Consider the following 15,715-nt stretch of genomic DNA (forward strand, 5'->3'; position numbering starts at 1 on the left):
TTAGTCAGCTATTTCATGAACCCACAAACAAAGTGGAAATTTATTTTTGATACTATCAATAATATTCTTCATCATTTCCTTATCTTCTAATTGCTCGTACAAACGATAGCATCTTTCATAAGAGCTATATTCAGGGGAAAGATCTAATAACTTTGTATAAAGAAGCTGTGCATCTTCCAGATAACCAGAATTCAAACAAGCATCTCCCAATAATCTTATTATTTTCTTATCAGTAGGATTAACTTCGAATAATTTAACTAGAAGGTCAATAGCTACTTCATTAAAACCATACCTCATCATTTTTTCTAAAGTATTATATTTAAGTTCTAAAGAACCCAACCAAATATACTCTAGAATACTTTGGAAGATTTCATACTCTTGGAGTACCAACAAGCAATCAACCGATTTTTCTAGTATATTTTCCAAGTATGTTGTAAGTTTCGGTGTATCTATTTCGTGATTCATAATAATGCTTCTAAGCATCTTTGCTTCTTTTACACTTAAATTCAAATAAGATCTGGATAACTCGAAAAGCTCAGAATCCTTGAGAATTAGTGCAAGTAGCAAAATATCCTCACCATTCTCCGCATCTATATTTTCCATTCCTAACCACATTAATCTTGCTTTGTCGTATTGCTTATCATACTGAGTTGCCACCACCAGAACATTATCTTCGGGATTGATTTTATAGTCACTGAGATATCTGTTCAATAAAGGGTGTCGTAAAGCATAAAGCACTTCAAGTAAAACTTTAAGCTCTTTAACAGATGAGATACGATATATCTGATTAAAGTTCTGATAAACTTCAGTCAGTGGGATACTCGCCATGGTCACTATCTCAAAATATTTTGCAATTCCAGCTATAAAGTCTTTTTTTATTCGAACGCATTCAATGATGTGTTCATAGCTTAGCAAAAGGCGATAATTTTTCTCATGCAATTCTGCCAATCTATAATATGCCATGAAGCCCCCATTACCCTCAGTTATTGTTATCCCTTGATCACCGAGTTGTAAACAAATTTTCAAAGCTGCTATAGCATCTTTATAGTAATGAACGTCCGAGAACACTAGTGCTTGGGTGTGACGTAGATCTGTTTCATTAGAATAGAGAGCAGTAGCATCATTAAGTATTTGTAAAGCCTCAAACTCTCTTTTTAAAGAAACTAAGCAATGACTTAAATTGGTCAAAAGATCAGACACAATAATCAAATTAGTACTTAATGGATATGCCTTTTTAAAATATTGTATAGCCTTTTCATACTCCCCAACCCACTTATAAGTTCTGCCCATATTAAACAAATTATAAGCATTGGGATTTTCCTTTACTTCCTGTAGCATTAAAGGTAAGTTTCTTTTTTGTTTATCTCTATCTTGCATCATTTCATCTGTGTAACCTGTGTGGTAGAGATACGATTTCCCAAAGCCGCTTGTAAATGCCTTCTTATCCTCGTCTAAATTATTTAGATGCTCATGCAGCCGATTTCGATAAAATAATCCCCTGAAATTTGCAAAAATTCGTATAGAGGTATGCTCTATTTTTTGGCCCTGAGAAACAAAATTATGAACTTTCAGAAAATAATAATCACATTCTGAACTTACATCCGCTTTTAAGTCTGAACTCTCATCCAAATATTCATCTGCATCCATAATCAAAATATAATCTGATGTCGCATATTTAATCGCTTCATTTCTCGCAGCAGAAAAATCATTAATCCACTTAAAGTTATAAACTTCATTTGTATATTCTTTCGCTATATCCACCGTCGCATCGGTCGAACCTGTATCTACGATTATAATTTGATCCACTTTGTCCTTAACACTATCTAGGCATCTCCTTAGATACTGCTCCTCATTTTTTACAATCATACATAATGCAACTGTTTTATACATATATCAGAAATTCCTCTCACTAAAGAATAGTTATCGTTACTCCTTATATCGGTCATATTTAGATGAGTAATTAGTTTAGAGAGCATAAAAAAAAGAAAACCCTCATTTAAAAAAGATGAGGGTTTTCGATAGTCGAAAGATATTATAGACTTTCCAATTCTTCGATTAAACTTAACGAAGCAATTGAAGAACTGCTTGCGGTTGTTGGTTTGCTTGTGCCAACATAGCTTGGGAAGCTTGAGCAAGGATATTGTTTTTCGTTTGGTTCATCATTTCTTTAGCCATGTCTACATCACGAACACGGGATTCAGCAGCAGACAGATTTTCGGAAGTGGTTCCCAAGTTGTTGATTGTGTGCTCCAAACGGTTTTGGTTTGCACCCAGTTTAGCACGCTCGGAAGATACCGATTTAATAGCTGCATCCAAAGTTGAAATTGCAGCGTTAGCACCTGTTTGAGTATCGATGTTTACTGCATCAATTCCTAACGATGCAGCACCCATGTTTCCAATTGACAAAGTAATTGCTTGACCTGTATTAGCACCAATGTGGAACACTGCGCTACTGATACCAGCACCATCCAGCAATTTTTTAGTATTGAATTCAGTATCTGTGGAGATACGTGTTACTTCTTTTGTCAACTCAGCTACTTCTTTTTGAAGTTCTTTACGATCATCATCAGTGTTCGTATCATTCGAGGATTGTACAGCAAGTTCACGAACACGTTGCAGAATGCTGTGTGTTTCGTTCAGTGCGCCTTCAGCTGTTTGGATCAAAGAAATGCCATCTTGAGCATTTTTGGATGCCATATCCAAACCGCGGATTTGACCACGCATTTTTTCGGAAATTGCCAAACCAGCAGCATCGTCACCAGCACGGTTAATACGAAGACCAGAAGACAGCTTTTCGATTGCTTTGTTTGTGTTAGTAGTGTTCGCGTTCAATTGACGGTGAGTGTTCATTGCAGCAATATTGTGATTGATAATCATTTTAAATTTCCTCCCTGAAGGTAAATGTCCCACATCCATGTGGTTTATTGTTGTTACAGCTATTCGTTGAAGTCGGCCGCCCCTCCGTAATAGCTTGTACTATATATATCGACATTCTCGTCGATCTTTTAATAGCATTTTAGGATTTTTTTTATTTTTCGTTATTTTTATTTATCATCTTGCGCAAAGCATCCAAATTTGACTGCGTATGGGCAGCAGATTCACGATTGGACTCTTGAATGGATAAATAGATTTCTTTGCGAAAGATGTCCATCTGTTTGGGAGCCGAAATCCCTATACGCACTGTATCTCCCTCTACTCCGAGCACCGTCACCTCAATGTGATCCTGAATGATAATAGACTCGCCTTTCTTACGCGAAAGTACCAGCATGATTATTCACCTTCCTTTGAACGGATGGTTTCGTCTTCCTTAGTGGGTTGCAGTGAATGCTTGGTCGAATACGGAGACTGGTGCAAAACAACCTGCTTGGCTTTCCTATTATCAGGATTGAATACCAAAGGTGCCAATAGATTGATCGTTGAGCTTTCTACCTGCTCATGTAATGTTAATATGCTGCGTACGACTAAATTAGATTCAATCTCCAATTCTTCCGTTTCACTATCAGGTAATTCAAACTCATATTCAGGATAAAAAATAAAAGGATCCACTAAGACAAAAGATAGTTCTTTCTGCTGAAGGGACTGGAGATAGTAAAAGGGTGCCTCATCCTGATCAAGCAACACAAACTCGGTCGTCTCCTCAAATCCCGGAATTCCTTTTTCAAAACGATATACTTCTTTTTCATTAACTTCAATGTCACCCCAAATAGATGTGGATATAATCACTAATATTCCTCCAATATTTAATCAGATATATACATTTTATTATAAAAAAAAGGCTATAGATGGCTTGAATAACCTCTATAACCTTAACTTATTTTACATCGCGACATCAATTTCAGGTGGAATATAGGCCACTGATGGATACTGCTGCATATAAATCTCCAGTTTCCCCCGAGTATACTCAATTTCTGGACGATTAACGGTCACATGCATTTCCGATACAGCAGGTGTAAAGGCAATATCAGGTGCACGCGTTTCAACATGAATATCAACATTATCCATAGATGCTGGACCCCTAAATTCAGGAAGCACATGCGTTTCAGTATCCTCTCCAAAAACATTGGCTATAGTATTCCCAGGAATGTGAATATCCGCCATCCGATTACCTTGCTCCACTTTATGTGCAAGAGCTTGTAAAAATATCTGTGGCACCCCTGAATAGATTCGATTATTCATCTCAAGGTAATTGCCACCGTTATAGGCAGAGAAGGCTGCACTTTGATCTATGGTCAGCTGTGGCTTATACTGATGAATTTCCAGTTGAGCACGGCGTGTCGTTAATTCCATATCTGCCGAGGGCTGTCGAATCGAATACTGCCCAGGGTCTGCGTCAATATGCAGGATAGCCGGAGTTTGCCGGATCTGAAGTGTCGGAATGATGGACATCTCTCCCCCTCCTTAGACTATCTCAAGAAATCAACCAATGATGCGGATATTATTTTAGCTCCAGCTGACAAAGAAGCATTGTAAATATTCTCTTGGATCTTGGAATTCATTAAAAGCTCAGCGTAATCCGCATCCTCCGTTTTAGACTGCAAGTCCGTTAAGTTTACTTCCAGATCGCTCAATCGGCTTTGCATTAACTCCACACGGTTGGATTTAGCTCCCATTTCCGACCGGACTTTCAGCATTTTGTCCATACGCGTATCAATATTGGCCAGTTGATCCCCACTCGCTTTAATATCACCACTTGCCAAAGCTGCAGATAGCTGATTAAAAATTGTAAATAAATTATCGGCATCCGTGCTTGTTCCTACGACTTCATTACCAGTAACGTTAATGGGCAAAGCTACATTTTCACCCACTATAAAATTAACATTTCCTGTATCCGTAGCAATGGATGCTGCGCCAGACGTATCATGCGTATTATCAGCATTCAAAGGGAGGTCATAAGGCTTCTTGTCGTAGGTTTGACCGTTGAATATATATTTCCCATTCAATTGGCTGTTCACAACATCAATCATTTGTTCCTTAAGCTGGCCAATTTCTTTATTGATGCTGTCCAGCGCAGATTGTGGATTAGTTCCCGTAGAGGCCTGTACTGTAAGTTCACGTACTCTTTGCATAATTTGGCCTGCCTGATCCATGACCGTATCATTAAAATCAAGCCAAGACACTGCGCTGTCCACATTCCGTTGGTATTGTTCATTTGAAGACAATTCAGACCTGTACCTTAAGGAATACGTAATCCCTACAGGATCATCAGAGGGCTTGTTCAGTTTACGTCCAGTCGCCATCTGGTTTTGCGTATTATTCATACGCTCAGAATTTCGATTCAAATTCAGCAGAAGCTGTGAGCTCAGCATATTGTTAGTAACTCGCATAATTACACCCCTCCGTAACTAAATACCACCTGTATATAAAAACACAAGATATTTAATCATCCTTATCTTCCCACTACACCTGTGGAGTTAATTAATTTATCCAATAATTGATCGAATGTGGTCATAAACCGAGCAGCGGCGCTGTAGGCATGCTGAAACTTGATCATATTGGACATTTCTTCATCCAGTGAAACACCACTCACAGACTGGCGCATAGTTTCAACCTGAGATACGAGGGCTGTCGAGTTTTGTGTCTGTCTTGTCGCCTCTTGAGCCTCTATACCCAACTGACCAACCATAGAACTGAAAAAGCTATCAATAGTAGCCTTGTTCCCTGTAGAAACAGAAGTGAAATTGTTTAATTTCAAATTGGACATGAGGGACGCCAATGTATTATTGCCTTTAACCAATTCCTCAGTAGGAGCAGTGCCTGTTACACGAAGGGATGCTGCAATGGCGTTAGGATTATCTACTATAGCAGTATTTAACGTGATGTTGCCTGCCGTTATCGCCCCGCCATTATTTGAAGCTACAAAAAAAGGTTTACCTGCAACCATATTACCGTTAGCATCTTTATCCTCTTGGGTATAACCCAATTGATGCAAACCATTAAGACCTTTAACCGTAACTGTTAAATCCGATTGAAGTGTGCGATTGGTCCCTGTATAAGTCACTCCGTTCAGTACAGTGCCTTCTGGCAATACTGAGCCTTTAGGTAGCGTTACAGAAATATCACCGTTGGCCAATGTATTAGCAAGGTTATCCATTTGTGCAGTATAATCTGCTACAAATTGATCTCTGGAAATGATCATTCCATGTATTTCGCCTCCTTGCAAATCATTGGAAGCAAAAGCAGCTTGTAAAAAAGCGCCGTTAATACCAGTAGTCGGTGCAAACCCAGTTACTAATGCTTGACCACCCATATTAACGTTGTAGCCTTGATCAGTATCAGTTACCGTTACATTAACGATCTTCGAAATTTTATCGACGATCAAATCACGCTGGTCACGTAGATCATTAGCGTTATCTCCCAAGCCTTCAATTTTAGTAATTGATTGATTCAGGTCCGCTATGGAGTTCACATAACTTTGTAGCTCGCTAGACTTAGCCTCCACATTTGAGGTTAAATCCGCAGATAGATTGCTTAACTGTTTACTCATATGATTCATTGCATCAGTCAACGCAAGCGCATTTTCTTTAACAATAGTTCGTGCGGTTACACTTTCTGGGTCTTTACTTAAATCAGACCAAGATTTATAAAAGTTATCCAAAACCTTGCGAATCCCTGTATCAGACGGCTCATTCATAATCTGTTGTAGCTTATCAAGTGTGTTACTTCTAATTGTCCAACTACCCAGCTCAGTATTTTCTCCGCGGTACTGACTGTCCAAGAACTTCTCACGAATGCGTTCAATAGCATCAAATTCAACACCTGTTCCCAACTGACCAGGCACATTAGAACGGTTAATACCATATGCCTCCATAGGTATAGAAGCTCTCATCTTAACCGTTTGCCGTGTATAGCCTTCTGTGTTGGCATTAGCTATATTGTGTCCTGTTGTATTTAAAGCTGCCGTTTGTGTAAAAAGGCTTCTTTTAGCTGTTTCTATGGAATGAAATGTGGATGGCACTCTATTTTCCTCCTCGGATCAAGCCTTAGTGTCGAACAATCCAGGTCGTGCAGGTTGATTACTTTTCTGATCTGGATGCATATAAGTCATCTCCTGATTAGGACGACCTACAAGTAGATCTAACGAGTAATCAATAAACACCAACGATTGCTCGATGAGCTTTTGATTGATTGCATTAATTTCCTTTAATTCTGAGAGAGTGTGGGATAAGCGGCTCTGGACACTGAGGAGTTTGTTCTTATCTTCAGGATCAAAAACAAGGCGTGCCAGCTCGGTTATAGTCAAGTTAAGCTGAGACTTAATACCACGTTCACGAAGAAGCTCAAACGAAAACTCCATACGAGCTTCCTCTAGCTGTTCCACCTGTTTAAGGAGTCTGGATTCCTGATTCAAATGCTGAACCAGGCTATCCATATCATTTTCCATAACAATTTTTTTCTTACTTTTAGCTAATTCTAATAAGATAAGATGCTTTTGATCTAGCTGCTCCAGCACATCAATCAAACGCTCTAAAGGCATATTCCTTCACCTAGCTTTCGGAAGACTGCTTGAAGTAAGGTAACAGCTTATCTGCAATTTTATCGGCATCTACACGATAGGTTCCCGAAGCTACTTGTTGCTTAAGCTCCTGAATTTTCTTAACACGATCTGCATCACTGCTGCGGTTCAGCATTTCCATCGCTTCCGGAGAAATCGAGACCTCGTCCTTGCGGCGAGACTTCTTAAGCTCCTCTTGACGTCCTGTTTCAATATTTCGTTGGTATGGATTAATAGCTCCGATGCGGTTGGTCTCGTTAATTTTCATAACTTCCACCTTCCTTAGTTATTTGATATGGTCAGAATGTATCAGACGACATAGCGTCGAACATGGTTCGTATTATGCCTCACTTCTTTATTTTGTGCATGGTTGCTAAAAATAAAAAAACCGATAAGCTCTATAAAGATTATCGGCGGTATTTGAAACTTTTTGAATAGCTGAATGTGTTTTTAATTCCCCTGTACTACTTTCCACGAAGTTTATCAATCGCGCTGTAGGTACCTGAGCCCATATTATTACTTTGATCCTGATTACTACTTTCGGATACAGCCTGATGCAGGTCTTTAGTCAGACGTGTTCGACAAGAATCGCACATATGTCCTGCACGAATCGGTATCCCACATACCTCGCAAGGATACGTCATATTAGGTGCATTAGCAATGGAAATACGTCCCTCGCGTATAAATGTCGTGATTTGCTTTACGGATACCTCAGTAGCCTCCGAAAGCTCATGCATATGAATGCCCTTATTCTCACGTATATGTTTGACACAGCGTTCGTATTCAATTTCAATTTCTTTAATACAGTTCTGGCAGATTCCCCTGACGTTCATAATAAACAGCTTTCCACATCGAGGACAGTTATCCAAATTCATCCTCTGTAGCGCCCCTTTCCAATTTCCGATCTTTAAATTACTTTTATCCTTACATTACCTTATAATGAAGAGCCTCGTCTAGCAAATATTTCAAAAAGAGATTTTCAGATTTTACACAATTGCACATCTTATAAGTTATCATATTAAAAGTATAAGAGAGAATGACCCATCAGCAAAAGTTTCTCTACATCTATATGCATCAATATGCAATGACATAAAAATAAAGAAAGCCCATGAAAGCTAATAACTCAGTCTAGTGTCTGTGTCTATTTATCGTCAAACATTGCTCCGTACTTTAGATAGAAAATAAAATAAGCGCCATTCCAGTTGTTTTCGGGAATAGCGCTTCATTATAAAATTAAAATAGCTATATGAATATGAGTAAATGTAGAAATTAATTATCAAGATGAGGGAAAAACCGGGCGAAACAATCCTTAGAAGAATTCATGTTCACCTGTGCCCCGAATGACATCAAGATAGCCCTGTAAATCCGGGGGAACGGCGCCCATACGAATGCTCCGCACATGGAGTGTGGGTATTCATAAATCTCATGGACCTAACATCATCTCAACTTATAACCTACCTGAAATCAAGCTAGATACACCAGTGGAAATTTGCAACCCAAAAAAACAAGCTATTTCACAAATAATTATTCAAAAAAGCATTGTTTTAATAGAGGCCTTCCCGTATACTATAGTCAAACGCTTGGTTTAAAAAACATACTTCATTATACATTTATAATGATAATTATTTATTAGTTTTTGTTTGCGGTACTTGCAGTTCTTGGCCTGCTTTAACTAGGTTGTTAATTTTAACCAATTCTTCAACAGTTACACCGTATTTCTCAGCAATAGAAGCCAGTGTTTCGCCCTCTTGGACATTTACTGTGATTGTATTTACAGTTGCTGGTGTTTCAGTTGTAGTCGTTGCTGGTTTTGTGGTTGTTGCTTGATTGTTGTTCTCAGTGGCTGGCTGAGCTGGTGTTGTAGCTACTGCTTTTTCAGTAGTTTCAGTTCCAAAAACTTTTGCTTCAAATGCTTTTTGTGCTGCTTCTTGTTGTTCTCTCATGATTCGGTCTTCCAATTGTTGCTTTTCGTCATCGGAGTGGGACTTCGCCATTACTTGACCTGTTGCAAGTGGACTCAACAAAGATACTGCACCTAAACTAACTGCCAACATGCTAGATACTGCTACTTTTTTCATTACGCTTTTCATGATTTATTCTCTCCTCTTTTTAGCTTTAAATTTTAATTAACTGCTTTACTACTGAGCGAGACACTCCCAATGTCCGCTCTTTAGTCATTAGCTAATCACTTATTACCAATCATGTTAGCTATCAACAGATAGAAATTGTACTCCTCTTTTCCAAAAAAATCAACCTCTAAATTGAAATATTCTGTTTTCATCCCTCACTTCCTTACTTTTTGTTTGTCTCTATATTTTTTATTATATACCTCTCTCTAGCTTGTTGTCAAATCCTGCTGATTGTACGGCTTAAAAGACTTTTTGCTCTATCATTTAACCCTTCTTTCAAGAGAATTATAACCTTTTTTTCATAGTTTCAAGCGAAATTTATGGGGAATACCAGATATTTAGACTTATGATCTTGCTAAGGTCAGGCAAAAAATAGTCAAATGTATTCCTTGCTCTAATGCCTTTTCTCTCAAAACACGTGCACACGCCTGCAATGTGCTCCCCGTTGTATAAATATCATCAACAAGCAAAACGGTAACGGAAAGCTTATTTTCCGTAACACATTGAGATTTAGCTTTTAAAATAAAAGACTTCAGCAAATTTGTCATATTGGGGTGAACAGAAAACGCATTATTCATTGTGTTCATGCGTTCCTTTTTTGATTTAAAGCTTTGTTTGCCTGTATCTTGTGGACGAGCAAGTAAAGATAGGAAGGGGAGCTTATTCCGCTTAGCAATCTCTTCTGCCAAGATCCGAGCCTGATTGAAACCTCGCTCTGACAGCCTCTTCTCACTTACCGGAACACAGGTCACTACATCCACACTCCACAAAGATCGCTTGAAACGAGAATGTTTAAGACCTGCAAACTCATACCTCATCGCCTGATAGGCTCGATTCATGATCTCACCCAGCAGGGAACCATACTTTTCATTCCCGCGATATTTGAACTGCCCAATCCATTCTCTCATCATTGGTGTATAGCTGGTTGCACTCCGATTGCACACATAGTAACGTACTAATCGGTGAAGCCTTATGCAATCCGGGCAAGACGTTGGACGTCCACAATAAACACAACGAATATCGTAAACCCAAGGAATTTGAAGTGAACAAGAAGTACAAATCCCGGGGAATTCGGAAAAACGACCTGTGAGAGTGCCGCAAGCCATACATGTTTGGGACTGGCGATGGAATAACCAATTCAAAAATAGACGGGTTGTTGGAATCATCCCCATATCAGAATGCACCTTTCTTGGTAGCTTACGTACCGACATTGTTTCAGGTTTCACATTTCCAAAAAAACTTTTTTTATTTAATGCATTTAGTGCTTCGCCTCCTTCAGGTATCCTCTTTTCCGAGCCAGTTCATTCATACGTTTAATCTGTCTAATTGCTCTTTTTTGACCTCGTGTCCATTGGGGGGATGTAAAAATAACAACTCCACATGGGTCATCCTTGGACCTGCCCGCGCGACCAGCCATTTGGACAAGAGAGGCTTCATCAAAAAGACTACTGTCCGCGTCTAATACGTACACATCACTCCGTGGAACAGTTACCCCTCGCTCCAAAATAGTCGTTGTAACCAGAACACGTATTTCAGTAGCTCGAAATAAGCGTACTTTAGCGGTTCTTTCTTCATCCTGTGAGGAGGTGCCCGCAATAGGTACATAAGGCAAATGTTTAATCAGCAGCTTCACAAGTCCCTGAATATGTGAGATTCGTGTCACAAACAGGAAAACCTGTGCCCCACGTTGTATGGATACGCGTAGGCGTTGAATAAAGGATGCGGGAAGCCGACCTTTTTGCAGCCATTGTTGCACTGAAGCAGCCCCCAAACGAAATGGGACAGGTAGAGGATGACGATGAAAACGAACGGGAACCTTGGCGTGTGGCAGCAGACCTCGTGCAGCCTCTTTCTGCAAGGATTGCGGTGGTGTAGCAGACAAATAGATAAACTTCCCCTTCGGCTTACATACTGCTCGTGCAGCAAAGGCAAGCATAGGATCATTGTGATAAGGAAACGCGTCAATCTCATCAATCACAACCAAATCAAAAGCTTGACGATAACGCAATAGCTGATGTGTCGTTGCCAGTGTCAGCTGTCCCCTTTGCCAGCGTTCTGCGCTTCCCCCATAGAGCGTCACCATGCTCACATCGGGAAAAGCAATGGCCAAACGAGGGGCTAACTCCAGTACCACGTCGCGGCGTGGTGTTGCCACAAGTGCCGTTCCTCCGTGGTCTAGCACATATTGCAAGAGCGGAAACATCATTTCCGTCTTGCCTGCGCCCGTTACGGCCCAGAGCAAAAAACGCTCTACCTTAGTACCAGGCACCTGCTGATCAGCAGCGTTGTGCCTCGCACCTTCGCCAGGTTTCGGCGAAGGCTGCCTGCTACGGGCAAGGTTGCTGCTCTGCGAAGAGGCAGCTTCTGATCCCCGGCGCGCAACCATGCCGCGCCGGAACAACGCCCGGAGCCCACGGCCTTCCGGGCGAAAATGTCCCCGCACTTCGCCGTGCGGTGCGGCTAAAAAGCGCAGCGCCGCTTCGGCGGCGGCACGCTGCGCTGGGCTTAGCCCCCAGCGGTCGAGTTCCGTCGCCGGGGCTATGCCTGCTGTGCACGGCAGCGCGGGTTTCGCTGCACCGCGCAGCAGCAGCGAGCATTCACGGCTGCGTCCAAGTGCGAGACATGTCTCGCAGTAGGCGCACGCCTTACGGCCGCACGATGCGCAGCTCGTGCGGTGCACTATCCCGCTGCCACAACGGTTGCAGCGGAGTTCATGCGTACGCGCGGCAGACCAGCGCGTGCGAGGTGCTGGATCGAGGCCAGTAGCAAAGCTGAGTCGGCCTTGCAGATATGCAAGTTGTGCAGCGGATCGCCAAGTACGCTCCAAACCTGGCGCTGCCTCTGCCAGTAGCGCTTCGACTTCTGGAACGAGTAACTGGCGTCCTGACAACAAATTAGCCAGTTCATTCGCTTGTCGTGTTAAACACTCCCTCTCCAATCCATCCATTCCCGTGACGAGGTCCCTTTTTTGAATAGAACGTAAAACTCCCTTTGTTTCTCGTCTCTCATCCCCACTTTCTGTGCGAGAAGTCCAACCTTGTACATGATCCCAAATGCATATATTCTCTACTCTTCCAGATAAAATTCGTTCTCCGTCAAAAGGTTCAAGAGCCAGTTCACTTTTTAGCTGTGCGATAATATAAGCCCACCACTGCCGTTTCCCCCATCGCTCCATACCTACTAATTCCTTAAATGTTTCACACAGCTTTGTTCCCCAGGACAAGGGGAGCTCATCTCCTAATAACACCCACCTTTCGACAACATTCCCCTGCCCCTCATCTGGATTCATCCACCATGTCATATCTACTCGAATATCCACAGATAATCGGAGATTCCAATTCCCCTTATACCTCACTGCATATACTGCAATTTTCACCTTCCCCTTCTCCCCCCATTCATTACTTTTTGGGTTCTTATCACCCCAGAGAACAGCAAAAAAGCACACTTCTGTGGCTAATAGCCTGAAGTGTGCTTCACATCAAGTAGATCTCAACGATATCCCTGTTGTCTTGCCTATGCAACTGTTTATAAACATTTATATCCGATTTTGACCACGATGTCCACAATCCCCTGTTGCTAAGGAACAAGCGGAGCGTCCGCCAACGACTTGACTGTTCTAAGATCAATAACAACCTGCTTTTCACCGCCTGACTTCGGTAAAACCGGGTTCCCCGGTGAAAAACGACTTGAAATGACTGAAACATCCATATGACTATAGCGCACTAGCCGTGTCAGAATCGGTAGCGTATCGTCCATAGATTCATCATCCAGTACCGTCACATGTAGCGGCCTCCGGTGCAGCCAGGCAAGTATGTTCAACGAACGCATCACCCATTCCACACGATCTCCGTCATTGGACGTAATCACAATATAGCGAATCGCGCGATGACCTGGAGATATCGCGCATGAATCTTCGCCATTGTGATAAGCCTGAACCGCCTGTCGTATATACATAAGATGCACGACAGCGGCCCCCACGCCGTATATAAGCAATATCCAAACCAAGTGAGCCGTCACGAGGGTTCCACCTCCTCCTATAGCGACAATATATGCCGTATAACAGGAAGAGGTGTCACGGTTATGTACTGGGTTTCTGTATGAGCGGACATATCGCCCGGAGTAAAAGACGGTACAGCATTCATATCTATTAGCAGCTGCATCGTCTAATGCATGGAAAAACTACACTTTACAGCGTAACCCATCCATATTTGATTGAGTTAATAACTGCTTGTGTACGGTCATCAACCTCCATTTTTTGCAAAATACTGCTGACATGGTTTTTGACCGTTTTCTCACTAATGAATAAATATTCACCGATCATCTTGTTGCTCTTACCTTCAGCCATCAGACGCAATACTTCAGCTTCACGACGGGTCAATGGATTATTTTCACCTGCGACAAACTTCACGCCGGCTTCCTTCGTATGACCTTCAGCCATAGCCCCTGTTTCATTCAAGTAGGTCATCCGGCGGAGTTGCTGAATGAGCTTACCTGTTACCTTCGGATGGATAAACGCATAGCCTTCATGAACCGAACGAATAGCATTAATGAGGGACTCGGCCTCCATATCCTTTAACAGATAACCATTGGCTCCCTTGCGCAACGTCTCAAATACATAGCTTTCATCATCATGAATGGATAAAATGATAACTTTGACATCCGGGAACATCTCACGCAGTTTTTCAGTTGCCTCTACACCATTTTCGATTGGCATATTAATGTCCATCAGAACAATATCCGGTTTCTCTACGTTACAGAATTCCAACACTTGAATACCATCACCACATTCTCCGATGACCTCAATGTCGTCCTCCATATTCAAAATACGTTTAAGCCCTTCACGGAACAACTGATGATCGTCCGCTAAGAGAACTTTAATGGGTGCATTGCTAATTTCCTGATTTTCCATGTTGTTACTCCTTTCCCTTTTCCACGTTGGTTGGGATATGAATCACTATCTTGGTGCCTTGATTCTCAGCTGATTCGATCTCCATTCTCCCCTCGAGCAGTTCAACCCTTTCCCGCATACCAATCAGACCAAAATGCCCATGATCTTTGCTTTTTTGCTGAAAAAGCTCTGGCTTGAAGCCCAAACCATTATCCTGCACCACGATTTTTACAAGCTGCGCCTGATAGGTAATCTCAACAAGCACATAGGTAGGATAAGCATGCTTGGCAGCGTTGGTCAAAGCTTCCTGGATCAGACGGTAAATGGCTGCTTCCATCGCGGAAGAGAGACGGTGTTCCTTGCCCCTTGTTTCAAAAAGCGATCTAATCTTCGTTTTTTCTTCAAAATCCTGCACATATTTCCGGAGCGTCGGAATAAGTCCCAGGTCATCCAGGGCCATAGGACGCAAATTGAAAATGACCTTTCGCATTTCCTCAAGACTGGAGCGAACCTGTTTCTTCAAGTCTACTATTTCGTCCTGAACCATCTTGAATTCCTGCTTGGCGATCATTCTTTCCACAATTTCCGTCCTAAGCACTAGATGCGCAAGGAGTTGCGCAGGTCCATCGTGAATTTCACGGGATATACGTTTGCGCTCCTCTTCCTGAGCCAAAATAATTTTCAGACCAATAAACTGCCGATTTTTGGCCGATTCGATGATCCGCGTCACTTGTCCCAATTCGCCCGACAAATATTCCAGCACGACCCCCATCTGCGAACCGATGGTTTCGGCGCGCTCGACAGAAGCCTCGACACTTTTGGCCCGCTTTTGAAGATCATCTCTTCTGGCTTTGAGATACATTTCCTTCTCGCGGAAAATCATCACATCGAGTTGAAGCTGTGTTGCCTTCTCATAAGCCTGCTTGATATCCTCTTCCGAATAGCGAACGAAGTCACGGCTGACCTCAGTCAACCGAATGCGGGACCGCCGATAGTTCATTTCCAGCTGGTCCACCTTTTCGATCGTTTCTGCTGTTTCCTTCAAGACGCTCTGGAGCTCCTGATTTAACGTGACCAGCTCGGTCCGGGCCGTGTCCAATATTTCGAACATCTGATATTTGCTGTTCTCCATCACCTGGATGGCATTTTTAATGACTCGGTCTATGATATCGGCTTGAAAGTCCACAAATGTTCTACTCCAATCCT

Annotated in this window: 16 protein-coding genes; all 16 read right to left on the reverse strand. The window is 41.9% G+C overall.

Features of this window, described 5'->3' with window-relative positions:
* The 16 genes from MLD56_RS23150 to MLD56_RS23225 all read right to left on the reverse strand — a co-directional run bounded on the left by MLD56_RS23150 (window position 1) and on the right by MLD56_RS23225 (window position 15,695).
* Window positions 1-1,890 (reverse strand): glycosyltransferase, encoded by a 1,890-nt coding sequence (locus MLD56_RS23150; RefSeq protein ID WP_029514581.1) that lies wholly within the window; start codon window positions 1,888-1,890, stop codon window positions 1-3.
* A 171-nt stretch (window positions 1,891-2,061) separates the two neighbouring features.
* Window positions 2,062-2,877, reverse strand: a complete 816-nt coding sequence (locus tag MLD56_RS23155) for a flagellin N-terminal helical domain-containing protein (protein ID WP_029514582.1) — start codon at window positions 2,875-2,877, stop codon at window positions 2,062-2,064.
* 151 nt (window positions 2,878-3,028) lie between these two features.
* The gene (csrA, locus tag MLD56_RS23160; RefSeq protein ID WP_029514583.1) at window positions 3,029-3,268 is read right to left on the reverse strand and encodes a carbon storage regulator CsrA; all 240 of its coding nucleotides are present in this window, start codon (window positions 3,266-3,268) and stop codon (window positions 3,029-3,031) included.
* A gap of 2 nt (window positions 3,269-3,270) precedes the next feature.
* Window positions 3,271-3,723, reverse strand: coding sequence for a flagellar assembly protein FliW (fliW, locus tag MLD56_RS23165; protein WP_029514584.1), 453 nt, complete (start codon window positions 3,721-3,723; stop codon window positions 3,271-3,273).
* Between the two features lie 93 nt (window positions 3,724-3,816).
* Window positions 3,817-4,386: a DUF6470 family protein gene (locus MLD56_RS23170; protein WP_029514585.1), complete on the reverse strand. Its 570-nt coding sequence runs from the start codon at window positions 4,384-4,386 to the stop codon at window positions 3,817-3,819.
* 17 nt (window positions 4,387-4,403) lie between these two features.
* On the reverse strand, window positions 4,404-5,324 hold the full coding sequence (gene flgL / locus MLD56_RS23175) for a flagellar hook-associated protein FlgL (protein ID WP_029514586.1): 921 nt from the start codon (window positions 5,322-5,324) through the stop codon (window positions 4,404-4,406).
* 62 nt (window positions 5,325-5,386) lie between these two features.
* Entirely contained in the window at window positions 5,387-6,955 is a 1,569-nt protein-coding gene (flgK, locus tag MLD56_RS23180) for a flagellar hook-associated protein FlgK (RefSeq protein ID WP_029514587.1), read from the reverse strand.
* 18 nt (window positions 6,956-6,973) lie between these two features.
* Window positions 6,974-7,474, reverse strand: a complete 501-nt coding sequence (locus tag MLD56_RS23185) for a flagellar protein FlgN (protein ID WP_029514588.1) — start codon at window positions 7,472-7,474, stop codon at window positions 6,974-6,976.
* Between the two features lie 10 nt (window positions 7,475-7,484).
* The gene (flgM, locus tag MLD56_RS23190; RefSeq protein ID WP_029514589.1) at window positions 7,485-7,760 is read right to left on the reverse strand and encodes a flagellar biosynthesis anti-sigma factor FlgM; all 276 of its coding nucleotides are present in this window, start codon (window positions 7,758-7,760) and stop codon (window positions 7,485-7,487) included.
* Between the two features lie 196 nt (window positions 7,761-7,956).
* Window positions 7,957-8,367: a TIGR03826 family flagellar region protein gene (locus MLD56_RS23195; protein WP_029514590.1), complete on the reverse strand. Its 411-nt coding sequence runs from the start codon at window positions 8,365-8,367 to the stop codon at window positions 7,957-7,959.
* Between the two features lie 747 nt (window positions 8,368-9,114).
* Complete coding sequence (locus tag MLD56_RS23200; protein WP_029514591.1) at window positions 9,115-9,582, reverse strand: LysM peptidoglycan-binding domain-containing protein; 468 nt, start codon at window positions 9,580-9,582, stop codon at window positions 9,115-9,117.
* A gap of 383 nt (window positions 9,583-9,965) precedes the next feature.
* Window positions 9,966-10,793, reverse strand: a complete 828-nt coding sequence (locus MLD56_RS23205) for a ComFC family protein (protein WP_241113434.1) — start codon at window positions 10,791-10,793, stop codon at window positions 9,966-9,968.
* A gap of 86 nt (window positions 10,794-10,879) precedes the next feature.
* A complete protein-coding gene (locus MLD56_RS23210; protein ID WP_029514593.1) occupies window positions 10,880-12,997 on the reverse strand; it encodes an ATP-dependent helicase ComFA in 2,118 nt (705 codons plus the stop codon).
* Between the two features lie 200 nt (window positions 12,998-13,197).
* Entirely contained in the window at window positions 13,198-13,638 is a 441-nt protein-coding gene (locus tag MLD56_RS23215; RefSeq protein WP_029514594.1) for a hypothetical protein, read from the reverse strand.
* A 169-nt stretch (window positions 13,639-13,807) separates the two neighbouring features.
* Window positions 13,808-14,530, reverse strand: a complete 723-nt coding sequence (locus tag MLD56_RS23220) for a response regulator (protein ID WP_007432713.1) — start codon at window positions 14,528-14,530, stop codon at window positions 13,808-13,810.
* 4 nt (window positions 14,531-14,534) lie between these two features.
* Window positions 14,535-15,695, reverse strand: coding sequence for a sensor histidine kinase (locus MLD56_RS23225; protein WP_013312293.1), 1,161 nt, complete (start codon window positions 15,693-15,695; stop codon window positions 14,535-14,537).
* Window positions 15,696-15,715 lie beyond the last annotated feature (20 nt).

This window comes from Paenibacillus peoriae, from assembly GCF_022531965.1.
Taxonomy (GTDB): domain Bacteria; phylum Bacillota; class Bacilli; order Paenibacillales; family Paenibacillaceae; genus Paenibacillus; species Paenibacillus polymyxa_D.